The organism is Sorangium sp. So ce362, from assembly GCF_051519845.1.
GTDB lineage: Bacteria > Myxococcota_A > Polyangia > Polyangiales > Polyangiaceae > Sorangium.
Genome location: NZ_CP150332.1, coordinates 7,828,979 through 7,850,372, shown reverse-complemented (window position 1 = coordinate 7,850,372; position 21,394 = coordinate 7,828,979). Strand labels below are relative to the sequence as shown.

The following is a 21,394-nucleotide window of genomic DNA, read 5'->3' as shown; positions in this document are numbered from 1 at the left end:
AGGTGGCCGGATCGGCAGACGGGCGCCCGGACGGCGGTGTCCTCATGACGCATCTGCGGCGCGGTGGGTACCCTCCAGCGCGCCTCGGCGGCCCCGCCCGGCCGGCGCGCCGGCCCGGAGCGCCGCTGCGCCGGGGGTCAGCGCCCGGCCTGCCTGGCCCCGCGCGCGTCCGGGCGAGGGTCGGGAGCGCGCAGCGCGAGCGTCATCTGGATGTCGTTCAGGATGGCGTCGTCGACCCGGAACGCGTCCTCGCGGGTGCCGATCGGGACGAAGCCCATCCGCGCGTAGAGCCGCAGGGCGCGCTCGTTGTTGGAGAAGACCCCGAGATCGAGGTACGAGAGGCCCGCCTTGTCGCGCGCCCATGCGATCGCCGTCTCGAGCAGGCGCCGGCCGTGGCCCTGCCCGGTGTAGGGGCCGAGGATGCCCATCGCGAGGACGGCGCGGTGGCTCTCGGACCAGACGCGGCCGCCGCGCAGCTCGATGTGCCCGATGACGCGCGCCCGCGGCTCGGTCGATCGGAGCAGCCAGGCCCGCCCCCAGAGCGGCTCGTCGAGCGCCTTGCTCCAGCGGTCGCGCGCGCTCTTCTCGACCTCGTCGGGGGCGAGCAACGTCACGACGGCGAAATGGGGCGCGCCGCGGCGGCCGGACTCGGCCACGTGCTCGACGAGGTAAGTCATGAAGGCCCGCGCGTCCGAGCGCTGCGCCGGGGTGATGGCGGGGAGGGCGAGGGAAACGTCCATGCCGTGGCGCGCGCTGCGCCGCGGGGAGCGTAATGCCGCCGCGGCGCCCGCGCGACCTCTAACGGCGGCGGAGGCGGGATCGGGCGGCCCCGGCTGAGCCGGGCGGATGGCCGGCGACGGCGGCGCGCGGGGCGAACCGCGAAGGCCGTGGTCCGCGCGCTCGGGTTGCTGGAGCTGGAAGGGGAGAGGAGGGCGGGGGCCCCGGCGCGGGGCCCCCGGCGCAGCGAGGCGCTAATCCGTCGAGTACAAGCCCAGCTGCTCAGGATCGGCGAGGCCGAACCTGGCCATCATCTGGAGCATGTAGTCGGGCACCGACTTGTAGCTCTTCAGCTCGTACGCGTAGTGGTTCTTGTAGACGGTGAGCTGCGTGCAGTTCGGGTTGATGTTCTGATCGCACGCCGGCACTTCCTTGAGCGTGCCGACCGGGGGCACGTCCTTGATGGCCGGGTCCGGGATGATGATGGCGGTGCCGTCCGGGTGGTACGTGACCATCGCGCGACCGTACCTGTTGAAGCCGGGGCCGTACCCGGCCACGTACGCCGGATCCGCGGGGATGCTGTCGGTGGGGTTGCCCGGCTGCGCCTCGTGCCTCGGGTCGAGCTGGTACCCCTTCGCGGTGAGGGCGTTGGCGTACTCGAGCACGCGCGCCGCGATGCCCTTCTGCACCCACTTGCCGCCGGTGCCCTCGCAGGCCGCCCTGTCCTTGCCGATCCCGAAGAGGCACTCCATGCCGTACGTGCGGGCGTAGTAGATCTGCCCGGACGTCGGATCCTGCCACTCGATGCGCTGCTCGATCCCCGGATCCGCGTCCCTGCCGAGCCGGTAGATGCGCAGCATGTCCATCCAGTTCGTCTTGCCGTTCGCGGGGATGTACGCGAGCGTCCAGGCGATCAGGAACTTCTGCACCTCCCAGCCGATCTGCGGATCGACCGCGATGGTGCGGGGGACGGTCTCCGGGTTGAAGTCGCCGCCGAGGTAGCTCGAGCAGAGGTTCTTCCCGTCCGTCGGGAAGCAGACCTTCGGCCCCTCGTTCGGCCACCAGCTGACCCAGCCCATCGGGCGCGCCGGGAACTCCTTCGCCAGCGGGTCGGGATCCGTGCTGTCCGCGTCGACCACCGGGAAGCCGTTCGCGTCGGCCTCGAGGCGAGGCGCGAGGAGCGAGCGATCGCCGGTGAGGGCGTTGGCGAGCAGGCGGCGGTACCCCTCGGGCAGCACGTCGGCCATGCCGACCGCGCGGAAGCGGGCGTCGTAGAAGTCGCGGCGGGAGCTGCTCACGAACCGGTCCTCCGACTCGGAGAGCAGGATCGCCGCGTGGATCTTGTCGTAGTAGCTGCCCGCGTTGATCGTGAAGTCGGTGTCGAAGTCGCCGTTGTCCTCCGAGTTCGCGTTCTCGAGCGGGTGACCGCCGAACCCGACGTCCTTCAGGTAGCCGGTCGAGCCGTTCGGGATCTGCACAAGCACGGGGCTGTTGGTCGTGCCGCCGAAGCCGCCGAAGTCGGTGCCGGCGCCGTAGTCGTCGCCGTCCTTGTTCGAGCGGAGGACCGGGTCGTTGAACAGCGGATCGCGCAGGTAGTGCGGCCCATCCTCCGGGCGCGAGAGCTGCCGGGCGAAGTGGTCGAAGGCCACGGTCGCGGCCACGACGTTCTCCTCCAGGCCGCCGTCGATGAGGAGCGGCCACAGCGTGTCGAACGACAGGCCCTGGTTCGTCGCGAGATCCTGGTAGATCGTCCCGAAGAACCCGATGCCGCCCGCGATGCCGAGGAGCTTCTCGCTGTAGCGGCTGTAGGACCGATCCGCCGCGCTGCGGACGCTGAACGTCGTGCGGTCGCGCCGGAAGTTGTCGAAGATGTGCCGGTTCTCCTGGGAGGTGAGCAGGAACATCAGCTGCTCGTACGGGTCGGCGCCGTTGTCGTGACGGAAGACCGAGACGTTGCCGGTGTCAGCCCAGTTGTCGCTCGCGAACGCGTACGGCACGCGGACCCGGTTCTGCTCGTCGACCGCCGGACCGCCGCGGAAGCTCCCGATCGAGGTCTCCTTGTCCGTCGGCTTGCGCAGGTGCCTCCAGCCGACGTAGTCGACCGGCTGCTGGCGGCAGCGCTTCGTCTCGTTGCCGACCGTGACGATGCCGCCGTCGATGACCTGGTGCCACTTGCCGTCGACCGCCTCGTTCCAGCTCGCGGGCGGCTCCGTCGGCACGTCGTAGCAGTCGCGGATCATGCCGTACTGCGAGTGCAGCTGGGAGTAGTGGAAGTCCGTGACGCTGGCGTCGCCCTTCGCGAACGTGCCGTACTTGATGCCGGCCAGCCCGCCGAAGGAGTCGGTCGCGGCGAGGAGCGCGCCGCCGACCTTGCCGCCGGCCGCGTAGTTGCGGTCGCCGTTGTCATAGACGCTCACCGTGTCGCCGTAGAAGAAGCGCGCGGCGGCGAAGTCGTAGACGCCGAGGCCGACAAGGTCCTGCGAGACGTCGCCCGGGTAGTCCATGACCGTGGAGTGCTGGAACATCCAGATCATGTTCTTCTGCTCTTCGTCCGTGATCGCGTCGAAGTAGCGGGGGCCGACGCACTCCTCCGGGTTCTCGCCCGCCTCGCCGGTGCACGCCGCCTTGATCGTGCCGTTCTTCGTCCTGAGCTGCCAGTACTGGGGCCGGAAGAAGAGGGAGGCGTAGGTGCTCACGAAGTTGTGCCGGAGGCCGACGGAGTGCCCCATCTCGTGCGCGATGACCGCGTACTGGTAGCGGCGCTGGATGTACTTGAACATCCGCTCGTAGCGCCCCCGCTTGTCCGCGTCGGTCTCCTTGTCGCCCACGGGGAACTTCTCGCGGAGCGCCTCCGCGAGGCCCGTCATCGCCGAGGCCTCGGGGGCCTCGTGCAGGATGCAGGCGCCGCGCTTGGCGAGCGCGTTGTCGTGCATGCGGCGGAGCTGCGACTGCACCTTCGGGTTGTTCATCCCGAACGGCGACGCGGCGTCGGCGAGCGGGCCCTCGACGGGCATGCCGGCGGGGATCCCCGCGCGCTGGAGCATCGCCGGGTTCATGAGCTCCGCCTCGGCGAGGCTGCCGCGGGCCGCCTTCATGCGGGCGCTCACGACCGCCTGCTGCGGCGAGGCGATGTCGCCCCGCACCGCGATGTCGGCGACCTGGGCCTTCATCGGCTGGATGATCGCCTTGAGCGCGGGGGAGGCGCCCTGCGCGACGAGGGCCTTGTACGCCTCGGGGTCGAGCTTCGTGGCGCTCGCGAGCCGCGAGGTCACCTCGTCCTTCGTCATCGTGGGCCCCTGGCCGCCGCCCGAGACGCGGCTCGCCTGCGCCCAGTCGCGGATGTACTTGCCCTCGGTGATCTCGGCGGTCGGGAGCTCGCCGTTGATGTAGCGGACGAGATCGAGCAGCCCCTGCGCCGCGGAGTCGGTGACGTGGCTCCAGATGTTGATGCTGGCGGCCAGCTTCTCGCCCGTGATCGGGTCGTCGGCGTCGGCCATGATGCCCCACGGCGAGGGGGTCTGCGGCTTGTCGACGATGAGGACGCTGTTGTAGCGGAGGTCGCCGAGCCGCGGGGCGAGCCCCTCCTCGCCGCAGGCCGGGTGATCGCCCGCGATGACGGGGTTGTGGCAGAGGACGATCACGGGCGGCTGCGTCACGACGCTGCCGATCGCGAGCGTCGCCTGGTCGTTGTCGCGCCGCTCCGAGAGGTTCGTCACGGCCGCCCAGGCCGCCTGGTCGCACTGCGGCGCGTCCCAGCCGTTCGCCCGGCGGCACGCGTTCAGGTCGCGCGAGATCGCGATGGCCTCGTCGATGTCGTCCTGCTGGCCTCTCCACATCGGGAACCGCGCGTCGCAGTCGGCGCCGCCGCCGGTCTTCCTGCACTCGACGAGGCGCGACGTCTGGATCGCGGTCTTCATCGCGAGATCCCACTCCTCGGCGGCCCAGTGGGTCGCCTCGAAGAGGTCCTCCGTCGTGTTGCCGCCGAGGTACCAGGGGATGACGACGGCCTCGCGCTGCGCGTAGGGCAGCGTGCACTTCTGCTTGTACACGTCGCACTGCGAGCCCGGGCCGGCCGCGGCGCACTCGTCCGCGGTGCCGTCCTTGTCCTCGTCGCGGTTCGGATCGGCGATCACGCCGCTCGAGCCCTGGGTCGTCTCCCGGGTCGCGCAGGCGATCGCGCCCTCCATCGTCTCCGGGCTCGTGTAGTAGTGGCTGCGCTTCCAGAGGTTGTAGCGGGCCGCGAAGCGCCGCCACTGGTTGTCCAGGATCCCGTAGTTGCGCTCGTAGCCGTAGCGGTAGTCGAAGTTGAAGATGCCGAACGCCTGGAACCGGACGCCGTCGAAGTCGACCGGCTCGTAGTCGGTGTCGACCACCTTCTTGAACGACTGCCGGATCGTGATCTCGACCGGGTTGCAGTTGCCGTACGGGTCGGTGCCCCCGGCGAATTCGCCCGGGAGCATGCAGGCCGGGAACTTGTCGATGCCCCAGCCGAGGCTCGAGAGGTCGAGCAGGGCGGGCGTGGCGAACGCCTTCGTCGTCACGTCGAAGTAGCCGTTCTTGGCGTCGAACTTCGGGGCGTCGGCGGCGTTGGGATCGTTGACGTAATAGGCGAGCGGCTCGTACTCGACGCCTCCGTAGATGCCGAGCATCGAGAGGGTGTCGAAGTCGTAGGCGTCGGTCGCGAGGTTGCGCGACCAGTCGACGCGCATGTACTCGCGATCGAACCAGAGCTTGTCGGTCGTGTTCTCGACGATGACGTTCGACTCCTCGCCCGTCGCCGGGTTGTAGTCGCGGCGGATGTCGAAGTGCGACTCGATCGCGTAGCTCGCGACGATCTGGCCGTCGTTCGTCGTCTTCTTGGTGAGCCCGTTATAGGTGTTGCCCTTGGTGTCGGTGCCCTCGATGCGCTCGTAAGCGAGCCGCGCATTGAGCTGGTGCTCGGTGACCTCCCACTTGATGCGAGAGACGGGCTGGGCGTACGTCGACGTGAAGAGGCCATCTTGGGCAGCGCCGTACCCGACGTCGATGACCGTGCCCCGCATGTAGAACTCGGGGTCGTCGGCGATGTCGGCCAAGCTCCCTCCGACGAAGAAGGACTTGGCGAGCGCATCGCTCTGGACCTTTCTGATGGACTGCCGCTCCTCTGCGCAGCCCGCCCCCACGACGGTCAGCGCAACGGTGCCAAGGAGCACCGCGCGCCTAAAAATTCGATTCATCAACGATCCTCCGGAAGCTGCCTGTCGAGATCGATGCACAAGCCGGCCCTTCGCGACGCACCCGGCGCGGCGCGAGGCGTTTCCCCCAAGCAAGAATGCTGCCAACGCTCGAAGGCGAACCCTTTCGATAAGTTAAGCAACTGTCGCACATTTGCACCTGGGGTGGCGTTAAAGAGTTAACTGCCGTCGGTCGAGCCTGCGACCGGCGCCGTGTCCGGGGTGACGGTGGTCGGGAACGGTGGTCGGGACGGCCGATGGCGCGCTGGGAGGCGGCCGTGTTCGCCGCCGGGGGGTCGACAAGTCGTCCCCTGTCACGTTCTTTGGTATGGTCGCCGCGTGCACTCCCCCTCGCATCGAGCGCGCGGGTCGCGCAGGCGCGCGGACGGCCCTGGTGGCGGTGCGCTTCTGCGCGGGCGCCCGCGAGCAGGTGGGCGGTACGGCGGCCCGGTGACGAGCGAACGTCGCAGGCGCGGGCGGGTGCCAGGCGCATGAGGCATGACGCTCTCCTCGGCCGCAAGGTGGCCGGGCGGTTCACGATCACCCGCTTCCTCGGCGAGGGCGGGATGGCCAGCGTCTTCATCGCCGAGCGCGACGCCGAGCCCCGCCGGGTGGCGATCAAGATCATGAACCCGGAGTTCACCGCGGACCGCGCGTTCGTCCGGCGCTTCCAGCGCGAGGCGAAGGCGGCGGCGCGGGTGAAGCACCCGAACTCCGTCAAGATCTTCGAGTACGGGATCGAGGGCGCGCTCAGCTACATCGTGATGGAGCTGCTCGTGGGCGACGACCTCTACGTCCTCCTCGAGCGCCACGGCGCGATCGGTCAGGTGAGGGCGGTCCGCATCCTCTCGGAGGTGTGCGAGGCGCTCGCGGTCGCCCACGAGATGGGCGTCGTGCACCGCGATCTCAAGCCCGAGAACATCATGGTGGTCCCGGACCTGACGCACCCTCACGGCGAGCGGGTGAAGGTGCTGGATTTCGGGATCGCGAAGATCCTCGACACCGCCTTCGCCGGCGACGAGCCCGGGATCCACGCCGATCCGCTGTCGGTCGTCACGCGCGCGAACACGTTCGTGGGCACGCCGGCTTACATGTCCCCGGAGCAGTGCGGGCTGCTGCCGATCGATCCGCGGGCCGATCTGTACACGTGCGGGGTGCTGCTGTTCCAGCTCGTCACGGGGCGGCTGCCGTTCGAGGGGGAGACGCCGCTCCACACGGCGACGCTCCACATCCATGCGCCGGTGCCGGTGCCGAGCAGCTGCGCGCCGGGGATCGACCCTCGGCTCGAGGCGCTGCTCGTCAAGGTGCTCGCCAAGCAGCCGGCGGACAGGCATCAGACGGCGCGCGAGCTCGGCTATGCGCTGCACACCTTGCTCGCCGATCTGCCCGATACGGCCGTGGGGCTGGGGCCGATCTCGCGCCGGCAGCCGAGCTCGGTGCTCTCGCGGGACGTGCCGCCGCGGCCGCAGTCGTCGCTCCCGCCGCTCACGTCGCTGCCGAGCTCGACGTCGGTGCCGCTCCTCGGCTCGGAGCCGCGCGCGGAGGCGTCGATCGAGTCGGCCCGGACGCTCGTCTCCGGGACGGTCGCGCCGGAGACGGGGCCCCCGCCGCCGGTGCAGCTCCGCACGCCCCCCCTCGACTTCCCGCCCACGCTCGATCCGCCGGGCGTGTACCCGTCGATGGGCGCCGAGCCGCAGCGCTGGGCCGCGGAGTCGGTGCCGGAGATCTCGCTGCAGCTCCCGTCCTGGTCCCACAGCGAGAGCGAGGCGCTGCTCTCGGGGAACGGCCTGGCCGGGCCGAGCTCGTCCGACGATGCGGGCGATGCGGGCGATGCGGGCGAGGACAGCACGCTGACGATGGTCCGCCGCGACGAGCTGCTCGGTCCGGCGAGGGTCCGGGTCCACACCGGGTCGTACGATGCGTATGACGAGGGCGACGAGCTCGACCTCACGCCGCCGGGGCGCGAGGTGAAGGCGACGCTCCGCTCCGCCGAGGATTTCGGGCTGGGCACGCCGGAGAAGCGGGCCGAGGTCGGCCTGGTGCGCGTCGATTCCGCGCCGACGCCGCCGACGCCGCCGAGCCCGCAGCTCGACCCGGACGCGGCGGCGTGGGAGGGGAGACCGAAGCGCGTCGCCAACACGCTCCGGCTTGTCTCGTACCCGCCGCCGGCCGACAGCCAGATGCCCACGGTTCAGCCCGGCGAGCTGCAGGCGGCGAGCCCGTCAGGGCTGGGTGCGGCGAGCGCAGAGGTCGCCGGGAGCGCCGAGGTGGGCCGACAGACCGCGGCCGGCGGCGCCGCGCCGGGGTCCGCGGCAGAGTCGCTGCCGCTCGGGCTCGCCTCGACGCTCACAGCGGAGCGCACGGTCCTGGAGCGCAGCGCGACGATGCCGGATCATTTCCTCGTGCCGCAGGCGCCGCCCGCGCCGTCGCCGGTGCTGGAGCCGAGCTGGCTCGCCGGCAAGCGCGGGCTCATCATCGGCTTCGTCGCGGGGATGGTCCTCACGGCGGCGGCGATGGTGCTCCTGATGCGCCTCTTCTCCTGACGCGCTCTGGCTGACGCGCGCCGCGCCTCTCCGCGCGATCGGCGCGCGCCGCGCGGGGAGGCGCGCTTCAGGGGATGTCGTACGTGAGCAGCCGGCACTCGATCGGGCCGTTGAACACGACGAGCGACCGCTCCGGCCGGCGGCGCATCGCGTGCTCGATGTCCTCGGTGCCGGCGAGGAGGGCGACGCGGTGGCCCGCGAGCCGCGAGAGCGCGGCCGCCATGTCGCGGTAGAGGGCGAGCGTCCCCGGGAGGCGCTCGCCGTAGGGCGGGTTGGTCAGCACGTGGCCCGGCGGCTCGGCCTTCGAGAGCGCGGAGATGGGCTGGCAGCGCACGTCGATCTGCACGCCGGCCATCCGGGCGTTGCCGCGGGTGATCTCGGCGGCGCGGGGATCGATGTCGGCGGCGAGGATGGGCGGGCCCTCGGGCCGGATCCGCGCGCGGGCGGCGTCGCGGAGGGCGGTCGTGCGCTGCGCGGCGGCCTGATCGTGGCAGGCCCACCGCTCGAAGCCGAAGCGCTGCGCGCGCAGGCCGGGGGCGATGTCCCGCGCCCAGAGCGCCGCCTCGAGGGCGATGGTGCCGGCGCCGCACATCGGGTCGACGAGCGGGCGGGCGCGGTCCCAGCCGGAGAGGCGGAGCAGCGCGGCGGCGAGGGTCTCCTTGAGCGGCGCCTCGCCGATGTGCGTGCGGTAGCCGCGGCGGTGGAGCGCGGCGCCGCCGAGGTCCGCGTAGAGCGTCGCGTGGTCGTGGACGAGGTGGACGAAGAGGGCGAGGTCCGGGTCCTCGAGGTCGACCGACGGGCGCGCGCCGACGCGGCGCCGGATCTGGTCGACGATGGCGTCCTTTGTCCGCTGGGCGATGAACTGGGTGTGGGTCAACGCGCTCGAGCGGCAGGAGGAGCGGACCGCGAGCGTGTGGACAGGGCTCAGGTAAGGCGCCCAGTCGACGCGGGAGACGCCCTCATAGAGCGCGTCCCCGCTGGGCGCGTCGAAGGAGGCGAGCTCCGCGAGCACGCGCACGGCGGTGCGGAGCTCGATGCAGGCGCGGAAGCCCTCGTCCGCCGCGCCGGCGAAGTGGACCCCGCCGCGATCGGCGCGGACGCCGCGGAACCGGAGCTCGCGGAGCTCGTCGCGGAGGGCGGGCTCGGTGCCTTTGGCGGCGGTCGCGAAGAAGTCCATGGCGACCGGGCTTGTAGCCGAACCGCCGCGCGGCGGCCCTCACGAACGGCCCTGCGGCTGCCGGGCGAGCCGGGCGGGCCGCGGCGGTGGCACTGGATTCGCACGGAGCTCGGCGAGCTCGTTGATGTGTGGGTCGGGCGCAGGGCACGCCGGCGCTCGGCATGAGGGGGTGAGCGGAATGAGGGGGTGAGCGGACTCGGCCTTTCCGGGCCGCTCGGGGGCGTGACGCCTGCGCGCGGGCTGCGGCGAGCGGGCGGGGGAGCGAGGGAGCGGGGGCGCCGCACGGCGGAGAGCGCCGGCACGGCGACAGGAGAGGAGGGGTGAAGCCATGCAGCGTCGGACGGCGACCGTGCGCGGCATCAACATCGCGCTCGGGGTCTGGTTGGTCATCTCCGCGTTCCTCTGGCGGCACAGCCAGGGGCAGTTCACCAACATCTGGGTGGTGGGCGCGCTGTGCGTGCTCTTCGCCGTGCTCGCGATCTGGGCGCCCCGGGCGCGCTACCTCAACACGATCCTGGCGATCTGGCTCTTCGTCAGCGCCTGGTCGATACCCGCGCTGTCGGCGGGGACGGTGTGGAACAACGCGCTCGTCGCCATCGGCATCTTCATCGTGTCGCTCGTCCCGACCGAGGTCGCGGTGCGGGGGGCGCGGACCGTGCCGCGCCTGTAGAGCTGCCGGGCCGCGGCGGGCGGGAGCGCGGGGCGCGGTGTCCGGTCCGGCGTCGCCGGCAGGCCGCGTCCCCTCGGCCGGCTCGTGTCGTGTTCGCCTCGCGGCGTCGATCGTGTATAGCGGCGTCGCGAGCGCCGCGCCCGAGCCGGCGAGAGGATGCCCCCATGAAGCTCAGCGTCAACGTGAACAAGATCGCGCTCCTGCGGAACTCGCGGGGACACGACGCCCCGAGCGTCCTCTCCTTCGCCCGGAAGATCGTGTCCTACGGGGCGCACGGCATCACGATCCATCCGAGGGCCGATCGGCGGCACATCACACCGGACGACGCGCGGGCCGTGACTCGCCACATCACCGCCGTGGAGACGAACTTCGAGGGCGATCTCCGCGAGGAGTTCCTCGACCTCACGCTCGAGCTCAGGCCGACGCAGTGCACACTGGTCCCGGTGACGCCCGGGGAGCTCACCTCGCACCGCGGCTGGGACGTCGTGAAGTGGCGTTTCCTCCTCCAGCCGGTGGTGAAGCGGCTCAAGGAGGAGGGGATCCGGACAAGCCTCTTCGTCGAGGCGGACCCCGCGGTCGTGCCGGTGGTCGCCGAGATGGGGGCCGATCGCATCGAGATCTACACCGGGCCTTACGCGCAGGCGTTCGATCGCGGCGATCACCGCGCGGAGCTCGACAAGATCGTCGCGACCGTGCGGGCCGCCGCGGCGGCCGGGGTCGGGATCAACGCGGGGCACGACCTCACCGTGGAGAACCTCGCGCCGCTCGTGAGCGAGGCGCCGCAGATCCAGGAGGTGTCGATCGGCCACCACCTCGTGGCGCTCGCGCTCGAGGTCGGCATGAAGCAGTCGGTGCTCGACTACCTCGCAGCGGTCGAGGGGCGCCGCGCGCCGGCGCGGTAGCGGGGCGGACGCCGCGGAGGGGGATCTCACCGGCTTCGGTGAATCTCTGCGGTCGAGCGCCGCTCCGCGACGCCGAAGGTGGAGATCGCCGAGCCCGCGCTGCCTGGAGCGCGCGGCCAACCTCGCCTCCCTCAGAGAGGATGCGGGTGGCTCGGGAGCGAGTGGGACCGGCGCGGACGGCGGAGCGGCTGGCTCCTTGGTGAGCGATGGGGGAGGCGATGCGGGCGCGTCCGGCACGGCCACGTGTTGGTGGCTTATTCGGAGGATGAGGGGTCGGGATATGAAGGGGCCATCCTGGTGCACCGACTTTTTCCCGACGGAACCAACGTGGGTCCTGAAAGGGTCCTCGACGCCTTCACTCGCGCTATGGCCGCGAATCCGGTCGCAACCGTCGGCCGACGGTGAGCGTGTTGCGCCGGGTAACGCCCACGTAACCTGGGATCCCCGCATCATTCTTCTCGACAAAGACGGGCAAACGGTGAGTGATGCGCTCTTCCTCATCGAGTCCGGAGGCGCGGCAGTGGCCGACTGCTCTTCCTTGGCCGGGACGAAGCACGGTGTGCTCGCGCATGAATCCCGGTCGATCCCCCTTTGCAAGGTTGATGAACGGAGAGCTCGTCGCGCTCGCTGGCGAGGTCTCCGGCTCGGTGATCTCGACACGAGGCGGTGGCTTTTTTCTGGCCGATGGCCGTGTCTTCTTGATGTCCGAAAGCGACGATATCACGTCGTTTGTGGAAGTCGTGTGCGGGGCTGCGGGTCACGCCCTCCGGCCTTGAGCAGCTCTCTCCGAGAAGCTCTCCCCGGCATCACCAACTTCGCTTCGGTGCAGCGATACTTCGGCGCGACGAACGTGTAGTCGACTCGCGCGTCGCGGTCCTTGAGGCGGTCTCCGTCGTTCACGTTCGGTGGGCCGCCACCCTCGAGGACGACGCGCTCGCCCGGTGCCACATCGAACGGAAATGGGCCGTCGGGCGCCGCCCGCGGACCCCCACGGCGCCCCGCCTCCGGAGCTCCGGACACCGCTACGTGGGCGTGTTCCAGCTGAATTCAAGTATGCTGTCGTTGTAGTCGCCGTCGTCTCCATTCTCAGCGACGATCACCATGAGGTTGTAGTTGCCTATCACATAAGGACCGCCAGATTTCAGCTGGCGGGACTTGAGCCATTCTGCGTTGATGTCCGTTTGATACTCGAACTTCGCTCGCAGCTTCGCTCTTGCATTGGAGACGACGGTCGACTGGCCCGTCATCGCGTTGCGCTCACCAGAGCCTGCGAAGACGCACAGCACCTCATCGTTGCGAGTCACGGTGATCTTTTGAGTGTACCTTGAGTTGGTCGTCACTTTGATGGTTACGGTCACACCATCCGGAAGCTCATCGATTTCACAGGTGTTGCCGGTCAATTGAGGCATGTGCTCATGTTCCTTCCTATGGATCGCGCCCCGCGGCCGGGAGAAGGACCGTCGAGAAGGGGGACGGTTTCGCGGCGTCAGAGGATGGCTATCAAACCTGCCGCAAGCGTGCAACGACAAACATCTTCCCGTGCTGGAAGCGGTCATGGGCAGACCGATCTGACTTAGCCAAGCACGGCGCGCCGGTCCTGCGACGGGGCAAGCTGGTGTCTCACGGGCCAGGACGGCTCGCCGGGCGCCGTCCCCGCCGGGCTTGACATGGGCAAAAGTCCTACCGTTCGTAATCCGCCGCGACGTACGCTCCGGCTCATGGAGCAGCTCCGTGCGGACGTGTGGTCCGACCTCGCACGCGCCCGAGGCGCGCGCCGACGAGGAGGGGGCCCGCTCGCTCGGCGCCGCCGGCGCGCCGTTCTTCGTGCTCGGCGGCCGCTCCGCCGTGTCCGGCGCGGGCGCGACGCCCGGCAGGCCGTGGCGTCGCGCCTCGAGCGGCGCTCGCGCCGGGGCGTCGTTCCCAAGGACGCGCTCCGCGGCGGCCATCCTCGGGCGCTCCTGCTCCTCGCCCGGCGTGCCGGGCCAGGGCCGCGGCTGCCGGGACATGGATCGAGGACGAACAGGCCTGCCGTCGTGGCTCATCGAGGCCGCCATCGCTCCTGGCGAAGGCGGCTTGTCGCTCGCGGCTGAAGACGAGGGCTTGCTGGCTCGCCCTGTCCGCGCCGCCATCGAGGCCGCATGGGGGCGCGCCGCGACGGCGGAGCCCCGAGGCTGTTGAGTGAGGGCGGCACTTTGCGAGCATGGCACATGTTAGCTCGCCAATGATGTTGACGCCGAGCACCTTTCCGATAGGATGCGAGCTCGCTAAAGAGGACAGTGATGAACTTGAGAATGCTAAAGTTTCCGGTCGCATCGTCATGGTTTGCGCTCACGGTGATCGCCTGCGCGCCGAGCAACCAAGGCAACCAGGTTGGCTCTCCCAACCAGGCGAGCGCCACGAATCAAGCCAGCAGCGCCGCTCCGGCCGGCACCTCGAGCCAGGGCGGCGCGGCTCAGGCGCCCCCGGCGGCGGAGCCCGCGCCCCTGGGTCCTCCGCTTCAGCCCGCTGCAAAAGGGGCGTACGTCACGGGTGAGTATCGCAATTTGTTCGCCGAGCTGGGGCACAAACCCGCAGAGATCGACGCCAAGATCGCGAAGGCCTACGCGCAGCTGTTCCATGGCGATCCCAAGGAACAAGCCGTCATGTTCGCGGCGGGGAAGAACGCGAACGGCCCCAAGGCGTACATCATGGACATCGGCAACAATGACATCCGCTCCGAAGGGATGTCGTACGGCATGATGATCGCCGTGCAGGTCGATCAAAAGGCTGACTTCGATGCTCTGTGGAACTGGGCCAAGTCTCACATGTATCACGCGGATCCGCGTCACCCCGGATTCGGCTATTTCTCCTGGCAGATGCGCCCGGATGGCACGGCCATCGATGAGAATCCTGCCGCCGACGCGGAAGAGTATTTTGCGACGGCATTGCTGTTTGCGTCCCACCGTTGGGGAAACGGCAAAGGGATTTACGACTACCGGAAGGAGGCCTTGAGCCTCCTCGACGCGATGAAGAACCGCAAGTCCATCACCGGACCGGTCAACGCCGACAAGCGCAAGACCACGTTGCTCTCGCTCTTCAATGCCGAGCACAAGATGGTGCGATTCACGCCGGACTCGGATAACTTCTCGAAGAACGGCGATCATACCGATCCATCGTATCACCTGCCTGCGTTCTACGAGCTCTGGGCGGCCTGGGGCCCCGAGGCGGATCGTGCGTTCTGGGCCGAAGCGGCCAAGGTGAGCCGCGATTACTTCGTCAAGACGACCCATCCGAAGACCGGGCTCGCTCCGGATTACGCCAACTTCGATGGCACCCCCAAGGCCGCTTCCTGGGACGCAGGGACCGCCAACTTCCGCTACGACGCGTTCCGCACCGCGATGAACTGGTCGGTGGATGCGGCGTGGTGGGCGAAGGATCCGCGGGAGACCGAGCTGAGCGATAGACTTCTCGCGTTCTTCGAGTCACAGGGCCCGAAGTACCGGGCCAACTTCACCCTCGAGGGTAAGCCCATCGTCGAGCACGATTCGCTCGGACTCGTGTCGATGAACGGCGTTGCGGCGCTGGCTGCTACCCATCCGCGGGCCTGGCGCTTCGTCGAGGACGTGTATCAACGTGAGGCGCCCACGGGCAAGTGGCGGTATTATGACGGCATGCTCTATACGATGTCCCTGCTGCACCTGAGCGGGAAGTTCCGCGTCATCATGCCGCCAGCGCAGGCCTCGGCGTCTCCTGCTTCCGGTAAGCGCTAGTCCGGCGGGTGTGGGGGCGGTAGGGCGTGGGCGCTCGGATTCCTCCGGGGATTGCGGGCGCCCAATATCGCAGCCGTAGCCCGTGATCCCCTGGCTCACGTTCCCGACCCTGCCGTTCGGGCTCCACGCGTTCGGCTTGCTGCTCACGCTCTCGGTGGTCGTGAACCACCTCGCGCTCGTGCGGCGCGCTCGCGCGCTCGGGCTCGGCTCGGCGGGGGCGATCGAGGCGCTGGCGATCGGCACGGCGGCCGCGGCGATCGGGGGCGCGTACGGCGTGGGGCGGCTCGTGGGTGGGGGCGGGACGCTCTCGTCGGCGGGCGGGTGCCTCGGGGCCATCGTGGGGCTCGTGGGCCTCGCGCGGGCGCTCCGCATGCCCCTGCTCGCCGCGGCCGACGCGACGGCGTTCGCTTTCCCGTTCGGATGGCTGCTCGCGCGCGCGGCGTGCGCCTTCGCGCACGATCACCCGGGCCGGCTCTCGACATCGTGGCTCGCGGTGCGGTACCCGGGCGGCGCGCGCTTCGACCTCGGCCTGCTGGAGTGGATGGCGACGCCGCTCCTCGTCGGGATCGTCGTCCTCACCTCGCGTCGCGCGTCGCGGCCGGGCGTCGTGACGGGCGCGCTCTCGGTGGCGTACGGGGTCTTGCGTCTCGGGCTCGATTTCTTGCGCGCCGAGGACTTCGGCGGGATGCCGGATCCCCGATGGCAGGGGCTCACGGCGGCGCAGTGGGTTTGCCTCGGGGCGCTGATCCCGCTCGGGATCGCCTTGCTTCGGCTCAAGGCCACCCCGTCGCCGCCCGGAGCACGAGCCCCAGGAGCGAGCTCGTCGCGTTCGCCGCGAGCGCCCACCCGAACGCCCGCCGCGCCGTGATCCCCACCTTCCAGAAGTACGCCGCCTCCACGGCCACCGCGAACCCCTCCGCGAGGACCCCATACCCGAGGAAGTAGCCCGTCTCCCCCAGCACGAAGCGCGGATCGTCTCGGATCACGGCCACGTACAGCGTCCTCCACGCGGCCGGCATCACGAAGCACACGATCGGGTGCGTGATCAGGCTCGCTCCGAACGCGACGAGCGGGCGCACGCCGAGCGCACGTCGGTAGATCGGGACCTCGATCACCTGGGTCAGCACGAACGCCACGCAGGCGCGGACGAGCGTCTCCCCGGTCGACATTCGCGTCAGGCGGAGGCGTGCGCCGGGGAGAGGGCGCGGCGCCCCTCGGCCCAGAGCAACGCGCCCGCGGCGAGCTCGAGGTGGCCGTGGAAGAACGCGAGGCGCAGGTAGCCGTCACGCGCCGCTCCGGGGCCGAAGAACGCCCAGCCGGCGAGCCCGAGCGCGCCGAGCACCGAGAGCCAGAGGATCCACCCGCCGAGGTCCGTCGCGAGCGCCCGGAAGCTCTGCCGGTAGGAGCGCGGCGTCTTGCTCGGCCGGTCGTCCTCGGGCATGAGCCGCAGCCAGACGATGTAGTGCGTCGCCTGCGCGAACGCGTAGAGCACAACGAACCGCTCGGCGAGCGGGCCCGCCGGCGTCGGGCTCAAGGTCCACGCGAGGTGACGCATCTCGAGCCCGGTCCACGGCGCCTCCGCGCCGCCGCTCCACGCGAGCAAGGGCCCCGCCGCGCCGAGGAGCAGCGCCGCCGCGCCCGCCGCGAAGAGCGCGATCGGCACGAGGTGCAGGCGCGTCTGTCGCGGCCGCCAGGCCCACCAGATCACGACGGCGGCGAGGTTGTGCAGGTGCGCGAAGGCGAGGTCCGCGGCGTACCCCGCGCGCTGCGCGACGGCAAAGAGCGCGCCCACGACCCCGAGCCCGACGAGCCGGCGCGGCCACGAGGCGCGCGCCGCGCAGAGCGCGAGCGCCGCACCGAAGAGGCCTCCGCGCACGCCGTAGCCGAGGCCCGCGGCGACGATGCCCGCGCCGATCGCCGCGAGCACGAGAGGCCGCCGGTGCAGGCCCGGGCGCGCCACGAGGTACCGCACGTCCGCGAGCACGTGCGGGATGCCCCAGAGGAGCGGGCCGAGCACGAGCATCACCACGGGCCAGGTCGAGGCGAGGAGAAGCGCGGCGACGAGGAGGGTCGAACCGAGGACGGCGACGCGGCGCTCGCGCTCGACGAGCAGCGAGCGCGAGAGGGAGGGACCGAGGAGGCGCAGGCCGAGGCGGCGCAGGTGATCGAGGCCCGCGAGCGGGGCGTCGAGCGGCGGCGCCGGGATGGCGCCGACCGACCCTGCGAGCACGTGAAGCCGCCCTCCCACGCAAGCCCTCGGCGCGCCTTCAGATGGGGCGCACGTCGGGCGGGGTCGGGACCGCGGGGCGCTGGCTCATGGCTCCGTCCTCGCCGGCGTCCGCGGGCTCGGGGGGCGGGGCAGGGGGCGGTCCGTCGTTGCCGAGGCACATGTCACGGGCGCCGAAGCCGGCGCCGACGAGCGCGAAGAAGCTCAACCGGGACGCCATCCGCAGAAAAGAAGTCTTCATCGATCCTCTCGGTGGACAAAGCAAGGACGGGTGCGCGGGCCCTGGTAGCGCCCTCTCTCATGATAGACGACCTCGGCCGGGTTTGGGAGGACACCGGGGAGCACCACCGACGAACCGATGCGCGGGGAGGGGGGCTCCAGGCTCGCTGCCACCCGAGGTGAGCGCGGCGATTCGCCCTGAGCTCGTCGAATCGTTTCGCTGTCTCTCTTCGCCGCTCGCACGGACCGGACGCGCCTCAGAGCAGCATTCCGCCGCTCGCCTCGATGCGCTGGCCGTTGATCCACTGGCCCTCGGGCGAGAGCAGCAGCGCGACCAGGCCGCCGATGTCGTCGGGGAGCCCGACCCGGCCGAGGGCGGTCTGGGCGGCGATCATCCTGTTGAGCTCGGCGTTGTCGCGCACGGCGCCGCCCCCGAAATCGGTCTCGATCGCGCCCGGCGCGAGCACATTGACCGCGATCTTCCGCGATCCGAGCTCCTGCGCCATGTAGCGGGTGAGCACCTCGACGGCGCCCTTCATCGCGGCGTAGGCGGCGTACCCGGGGAAGGAGAACCGCGTGAGCCCCGACGAGACGTTGAGGATCCGCCCCCCGTCCGCGATGAGCGGAAGGAGCTTCTGCGTGAGGAAGAACGTCCCCTTCAGGTGGACGTTCATGAGAGCGTCGAACTGCTCCTCCGTCGTCTCGGCGAAGCTCGCGTGGGCGCCGATGCCGGCGTTGTTCACCAGGTAATCGAGGCGGTCGCGCCCGAAGCGGCCGGCGAGCTCCGCCTTCACCGCCCCGGCGAACGCGTCGAAGCTGCGCGTATCGGCGGCGTCGAGCGCGAGGGCCGCCGCGGTGCTCCCCTTGGCCTCGATCTGCTTCACCACGTCCGCCGCCTCGGCCGCGCCGCTGCGGTAGGTGATGACGACGCCCACGCCGCGATCGGCGAGGTGGAGGGCCATGCTCTTTCCCAGACCGCGGCTTCCGCCGGTGATGAGGGCGACGGGATTGGGCTTCGATGTGCTCATGATCAGGTCCTTTCGCGGGTGACGCGGCCGCTCGCCGCTGTCTGAGAGCAGGAATAGCGCTCCGTTCCGGGTTGATAAAGGCCGGGAGAACCGACACACTGTTTCGCCAGGCGAAACAATGAGCGTCGACCTGGAGTCGCTGAAGATCTTCGTGAAGGTGGCCGAGCTCGAGAGCTTCACGCGCGCCGGCGAGCACCTCGGGATGCCCAAGGCGCGCGTGTCGCTGCGGCTCAAGGCGCTCGAGGCGGAGCTCGGCAGCCGGCTCCTCCAGCGCTCGACGCGCGTCGTGCGCCTCACGCCGGACGGGGAGGCGCTCCTCCCGCGGGCGCGCCGCCTCGTGCTCGAGGCCGACGACATCGGCGGGATGTTCCAGTCGGCGAGGGCCCTGCGGGGGCGCGTGCGGATCGATCTGCCGGTGAACTTCGCGTGCAACGTCATCATCCCGCGCCTGCCCGAGCTGCTCGCGCGCCACCCCGAGCTCGAGATGGTCGTCAGCACGACCGACCGGCGCGTCGCGCCGCTCCGCGAGGGCTTCGACTGCGTCGTGCGCGTCGGCGCGCCGGGCGACGCGGAGCTCGTCGGCCGCAGGCTCGGCGTCCTGCGGATGATGAACTGCGCGAGCCCGGCGTACCTGCGCAAGCACGGCACGCCCCGTCGACTCGAGGATCTCGACCGGCACCTCGTCGTGCATTACTCGTCGGCGCTCGGCGCCGAGGCGCCGTCGTTCGAGTACCCCGATGACGGCGGCTACCGCGAGCGGCCGATGCGCAGCGTGGTGACGGTCAACGGCGCCGACGCCTATCGCGCGGCGTGCGTGGCGGGCCTCGGCATCATCCAGGCGCCGCGGGTAGGGGTGCTCGAGAGCATCACCGCGGGCGTGCTCGTCGAGGTCCTGCCCGCCCTCACCTGCGCGCCCATGCCGGTCTCGCTCCTCCACACGCACGGCAGGGGCGTGCCGCGCCGCGTGCGCGCGGTGATGAGCTGGATCACCGAGGTGCTCTCTCCGCACCTCGACGCGCTCGACCGCTGAGCGCGCGGGCGTGTTCAATCGATCTGCGCGGTCGTCGAGACTGGCAATCTCCTCTCCCCGCGCGCGCGTTGTTCGGTGTTTGTTCTTCTTGCGTGTGCCCGCTGTCGTCGCGGGTGGGAGCGTCTCGGTATGTCATGAGCCCGCCTGTGCGCTTCACGTGCAGGATAACCAAGCTCGCTTCATCTGGCGAGTTGAAATCGCCAGATCGCTTTTGGTGTGCCCTGTCGCACGGATTGGCAATTGTCGATTGCCGTCGATGAAGTCGGTCCTGTAGGGTCATCACACTACGGCTTGAGGTTAAGACGTACGAAAGGGGAGCGAACGTCATGACATACCTTCCTACTTGTTCTTCCATTGGAGCACAGGGGCTTCGCCGCTTCGGCTGCGTGATCGCGGCGGTGTCTGCGCTCACGGCGCTGTCGGCTCCGGCGAGCGCGCTCCCGGCGTTTCCCGGTGCAGAGGGCTTTGGCGCCGTCGCGACCGGCGGGCGCGGCGGGCGCGTCATCAAGGTCACCAACCTGCGGGCGAGCGGGGCGGGGAGCCTCCAGGCGGCCCTCGACGCGAGCGGGCCGCGCATCATCGTCTTCGACGTGAGCGGCGTGATCGAAGGGGATGCCGTCATCCGCAATGGAAACGTGACGATCGCGGGCCAGACGGCGCCGGGCGCGGGCATCACCGTGCGCGGCCGCCTCCTCTCCAGGTACTCGAACGCGGTCAACAATGTCATTGTAAGATTCCTGCGAGTCCGCCCTGTGTTCGGCGGCTCGGCCGGAGAGCAGTTCGACGGCGCGCAGTTCTCGCTGAACTCGAAGCTGATCCTCGATCACGTCTCCATCGCCTGGGGCGTCGACGAGACCCTGGATCTCTATGAGGCGGATGACGTCACGGTGCAGTGGTCCACCATCGAGTCGTCGTCGACCACGGGCCATCCAGAGGGGGCGCACAATTACGGTCTCATCAACGGCCCTGATGGCCATCGGATCACGATTCATCACAACCTGTTCGCCCATCACAAGGCGAGGTGCCCGGCGGTCGCGAACGGCCCCGCCGATATCCGCAACAACGTGGCTTACAATGTCAGGCACGGGTTCGTGCATCACAACCGGGCGAGCGGCCAGTTCAACATCGTGGGGAACGCGTACATCAAGGGGCCGAGCGATCAGCTGATCCCCTTCTATTTCGACGGCAGCGCCGGCGCGGGGCTCAAGTACTTCCTCGCCGACAACTACATCGACGATCCTGGCAGGTTCACGGGCGTGGTGAACAACCCCTGGCAGAAGCCGTTCCTCCACCCGAGCTTCAGCCGTCTCAACAAGCCCGAGTCGCACCGCGCGTCGTCGCAGTTCAACTTCTCGCGCGACGTCCCGGGGTACATCCCCGTGACGACGCACAGCGCGGCGGACGCCGCTCGGCTCGTCCTCGCGCAGGCGGGCGCGCTGCCGCACGACGTCGTGACGAGAGGCGTCCTTCAGAACATCGAGCGCCGCGACGGCGCGTGGGGCGCTCGCTACGCGAAGAACCTGATGGAAGGGCTCACCCCCGGGAAGGCGCCCGCCGACGCCGACGGCGACGGCATGGCGGACGCGTGGGAGCGCGCGCGCGGCCTCAGCCCGTCCAACGCAGGCGATCACAGCAAGGTGATGTCGTCCGGATACACAGCGGTCGAGGAGTACATCAACGAGCTCGCCGCGGCGCTGATCAGCGATGCCGAGAGCAGCCTGGCGATGCCCCAGGGCGACGAGCTCGACTAGAACACCGGACAGGGTGAGAGGCCGAGCAAGCCGCGCCGCACCGCGTCGCCGCCCAGCTCGTTGCGCAGCCCGCTGCGCCTGCTAGGTTCCCCGCGGCGCTCCACGCGAGCGTCCCGGACGAGACGCGCCGTACCCGGTCAGGACAAGACGACGCAGCCACCACGAGGA

16 protein-coding genes and 1 riboswitch are annotated in these 21,394 nt (G+C 70.2%); of the genes, 8 read left to right on the top strand and 8 right to left on the bottom strand.

Features of this window, described 5'->3' with window-relative positions; translation table 11 throughout:
• Positions 1–137 precede the first annotated feature (137 nt).
• Positions 138–740, bottom strand: a complete 603-nt coding sequence (locus WMF17_RS29985; protein ID WP_437644381.1) for an N-acetyltransferase family protein — start codon at positions 738–740, stop codon at positions 138–140.
• A 231-nt stretch (positions 741–971) separates the two neighbouring features.
• The gene (locus WMF17_RS29980; protein WP_437644380.1) at positions 972–5,933 is read right to left on the bottom strand and encodes a hypothetical protein; all 4,962 of its coding nucleotides are present in this window, start codon (positions 5,931–5,933) and stop codon (positions 972–974) included.
• A gap of 488 nt (positions 5,934–6,421) precedes the next feature.
• Here WMF17_RS29980 and WMF17_RS29975 point away from each other — a divergent pair, with 488 nt between their 5' ends.
• Positions 6,422–8,473, top strand: coding sequence for a protein kinase domain-containing protein (locus WMF17_RS29975; RefSeq protein ID WP_437644379.1), 2,052 nt, complete (start codon positions 6,422–6,424; stop codon positions 8,471–8,473).
• A gap of 67 nt (positions 8,474–8,540) precedes the next feature.
• Here WMF17_RS29975 and WMF17_RS29970 read toward each other — a convergent pair whose 3' ends face one another.
• Positions 8,541–9,650, bottom strand: a complete 1,110-nt coding sequence (locus WMF17_RS29970; RefSeq protein ID WP_437596598.1) for a THUMP domain-containing class I SAM-dependent RNA methyltransferase — start codon at positions 9,648–9,650, stop codon at positions 8,541–8,543.
• 328 nt (positions 9,651–9,978) lie between these two features.
• Between WMF17_RS29970 and WMF17_RS29965 the strand changes: the two genes are divergently transcribed.
• Positions 9,979–10,320, top strand: a complete 342-nt coding sequence (locus WMF17_RS29965; protein ID WP_437644378.1) for an SPW repeat domain-containing protein — start codon at positions 9,979–9,981, stop codon at positions 10,318–10,320.
• A 164-nt stretch (positions 10,321–10,484) separates the two neighbouring features.
• Positions 10,485–11,222: a pyridoxine 5'-phosphate synthase gene (locus WMF17_RS29960; RefSeq protein ID WP_437644377.1), complete on the top strand. Its 738-nt coding sequence runs from the start codon at positions 10,485–10,487 to the stop codon at positions 11,220–11,222.
• Positions 11,223–12,244: 1,022 nt separating this feature from the next.
• Here WMF17_RS29960 and WMF17_RS29955 read toward each other — a convergent pair.
• Positions 12,245–12,631, bottom strand: coding sequence for a fucose-binding lectin II (locus WMF17_RS29955; protein ID WP_437596595.1), 387 nt, complete (start codon positions 12,629–12,631; stop codon positions 12,245–12,247).
• Between the two features lie 322 nt (positions 12,632–12,953).
• Between WMF17_RS29955 and WMF17_RS29950 the strand changes: the two genes are divergently transcribed.
• The 3 genes from WMF17_RS29950 (at position 12,954) to WMF17_RS29940 (ending at position 15,839) form a co-directional block, all read left to right on the top strand.
• Positions 12,954–13,400: a hypothetical protein gene (locus tag WMF17_RS29950; protein ID WP_437596594.1), complete on the top strand. Its 447-nt coding sequence runs from the start codon at positions 12,954–12,956 to the stop codon at positions 13,398–13,400.
• A 101-nt stretch (positions 13,401–13,501) separates the two neighbouring features.
• On the top strand, positions 13,502–14,971 hold the full coding sequence (locus tag WMF17_RS29945) for a glycosyl hydrolase family 8 (RefSeq protein WP_437596593.1): 1,470 nt from the start codon (positions 13,502–13,504) through the stop codon (positions 14,969–14,971).
• Positions 14,972–15,053: 82 nt separating this feature from the next.
• Positions 15,054–15,839 (top strand): prolipoprotein diacylglyceryl transferase family protein, encoded by a 786-nt coding sequence (locus WMF17_RS29940; protein WP_437596592.1) that lies wholly within the window; start codon positions 15,054–15,056, stop codon positions 15,837–15,839.
• On the opposite strand, the gene WMF17_RS29935 is transcribed toward WMF17_RS29940, so the two are convergent.
• The 4 genes from WMF17_RS29935 to WMF17_RS29920 form a co-directional block, all read right to left on the bottom strand.
• Positions 15,745–16,140 (bottom strand): hypothetical protein, encoded by a 396-nt coding sequence (locus WMF17_RS29935; protein ID WP_437596591.1) that lies wholly within the window; start codon positions 16,138–16,140, stop codon positions 15,745–15,747. The genes WMF17_RS29940 and WMF17_RS29935 overlap by 95 nt on opposite strands.
• Positions 16,141–16,145: 5 nt before the next feature.
• A complete protein-coding gene (locus WMF17_RS29930; RefSeq protein WP_437644376.1) occupies positions 16,146–17,201 on the bottom strand; it encodes a hypothetical protein in 1,056 nt (351 codons plus the stop codon).
• 37 nt (positions 17,202–17,238) lie between these two features.
• The gene (locus tag WMF17_RS29925) at positions 17,239–17,439 is read right to left on the bottom strand and encodes a hypothetical protein (protein ID WP_437596589.1); all 201 of its coding nucleotides are present in this window, start codon (positions 17,437–17,439) and stop codon (positions 17,239–17,241) included.
• A 235-nt stretch (positions 17,440–17,674) separates the two neighbouring features.
• Positions 17,675–18,445 (bottom strand): SDR family NAD(P)-dependent oxidoreductase, encoded by a 771-nt coding sequence (locus tag WMF17_RS29920; RefSeq protein WP_437596588.1) that lies wholly within the window; start codon positions 18,443–18,445, stop codon positions 17,675–17,677.
• Between the two features lie 118 nt (positions 18,446–18,563).
• Here WMF17_RS29920 and WMF17_RS29915 point away from each other — a divergent pair, with 118 nt between their 5' ends.
• Together WMF17_RS29915 and WMF17_RS29910 are read left to right on the top strand one after the other, a co-directional pair.
• Positions 18,564–19,475 carry a LysR family transcriptional regulator gene (locus WMF17_RS29915; RefSeq protein WP_437596587.1) on the top strand — a complete coding sequence of 304 codons (912 nt, stop codon included), beginning with the start codon at positions 18,564–18,566 and terminating at the stop codon, positions 19,473–19,475.
• Positions 19,476–19,801: 326 nt separating this feature from the next.
• The gene (locus tag WMF17_RS29910) at positions 19,802–21,226 is read left to right on the top strand and encodes a pectate lyase family protein (protein ID WP_437596586.1); all 1,425 of its coding nucleotides are present in this window, start codon (positions 19,802–19,804) and stop codon (positions 21,224–21,226) included.
• 91 nt (positions 21,227–21,317) lie between these two features.
• Positions 21,318–21,383, top strand: a riboswitch (guanidine-III (ykkC-III) riboswitch).
• Positions 21,384–21,394 lie beyond the last annotated feature (11 nt).

What these genes read in the sequence shown, in the direction of transcription:
- WMF17_RS29985 (WP_437644381.1), bottom strand. Translation starts at nt 740, where the DNA reads ATGGACGTTTCCCTCGCCCTCCCCGCCATCACCCCGGCGCAGCGCTCG.
- WMF17_RS29980 (WP_437644380.1), bottom strand. Translation starts at nt 5,933, where the DNA reads ATGAATCGAATTTTTAGGCGCGCGGTGCTCCTTGGCACCGTTGCGCTG.
- WMF17_RS29975 (WP_437644379.1), top strand. Translation starts at nt 6,422, where the DNA reads ATGAGGCATGACGCTCTCCTCGGCCGCAAGGTGGCCGGGCGGTTCACG.
- WMF17_RS29970 (WP_437596598.1), bottom strand. Translation starts at nt 9,650, where the DNA reads ATGGACTTCTTCGCGACCGCCGCCAAAGGCACCGAGCCCGCCCTCCGC.
- WMF17_RS29965 (WP_437644378.1), top strand. Translation starts at nt 9,979, where the DNA reads ATGCAGCGTCGGACGGCGACCGTGCGCGGCATCAACATCGCGCTCGGG.
- WMF17_RS29960 (WP_437644377.1), top strand. Translation starts at nt 10,485, where the DNA reads ATGAAGCTCAGCGTCAACGTGAACAAGATCGCGCTCCTGCGGAACTCG.
- WMF17_RS29955 (WP_437596595.1), bottom strand. Translation starts at nt 12,631, where the DNA reads ATGCCTCAATTGACCGGCAACACCTGTGAAATCGATGAGCTTCCGGAT.
- WMF17_RS29945 (WP_437596593.1), top strand. Translation starts at nt 13,502, where the DNA reads ATGAACTTGAGAATGCTAAAGTTTCCGGTCGCATCGTCATGGTTTGCG.
- WMF17_RS29935 (WP_437596591.1), bottom strand. Translation starts at nt 16,140, where the DNA reads ATGTCGACCGGGGAGACGCTCGTCCGCGCCTGCGTGGCGTTCGTGCTG.
- WMF17_RS29925 (WP_437596589.1), bottom strand. Translation starts at nt 17,439, where the DNA reads ATGAAGACTTCTTTTCTGCGGATGGCGTCCCGGTTGAGCTTCTTCGCG.
- WMF17_RS29920 (WP_437596588.1), bottom strand. Translation starts at nt 18,445, where the DNA reads ATGAGCACATCGAAGCCCAATCCCGTCGCCCTCATCACCGGCGGAAGC.
- WMF17_RS29915 (WP_437596587.1), top strand. Translation starts at nt 18,564, where the DNA reads ATGAGCGTCGACCTGGAGTCGCTGAAGATCTTCGTGAAGGTGGCCGAG.
- WMF17_RS29910 (WP_437596586.1), top strand. Translation starts at nt 19,802, where the DNA reads ATGACATACCTTCCTACTTGTTCTTCCATTGGAGCACAGGGGCTTCGC.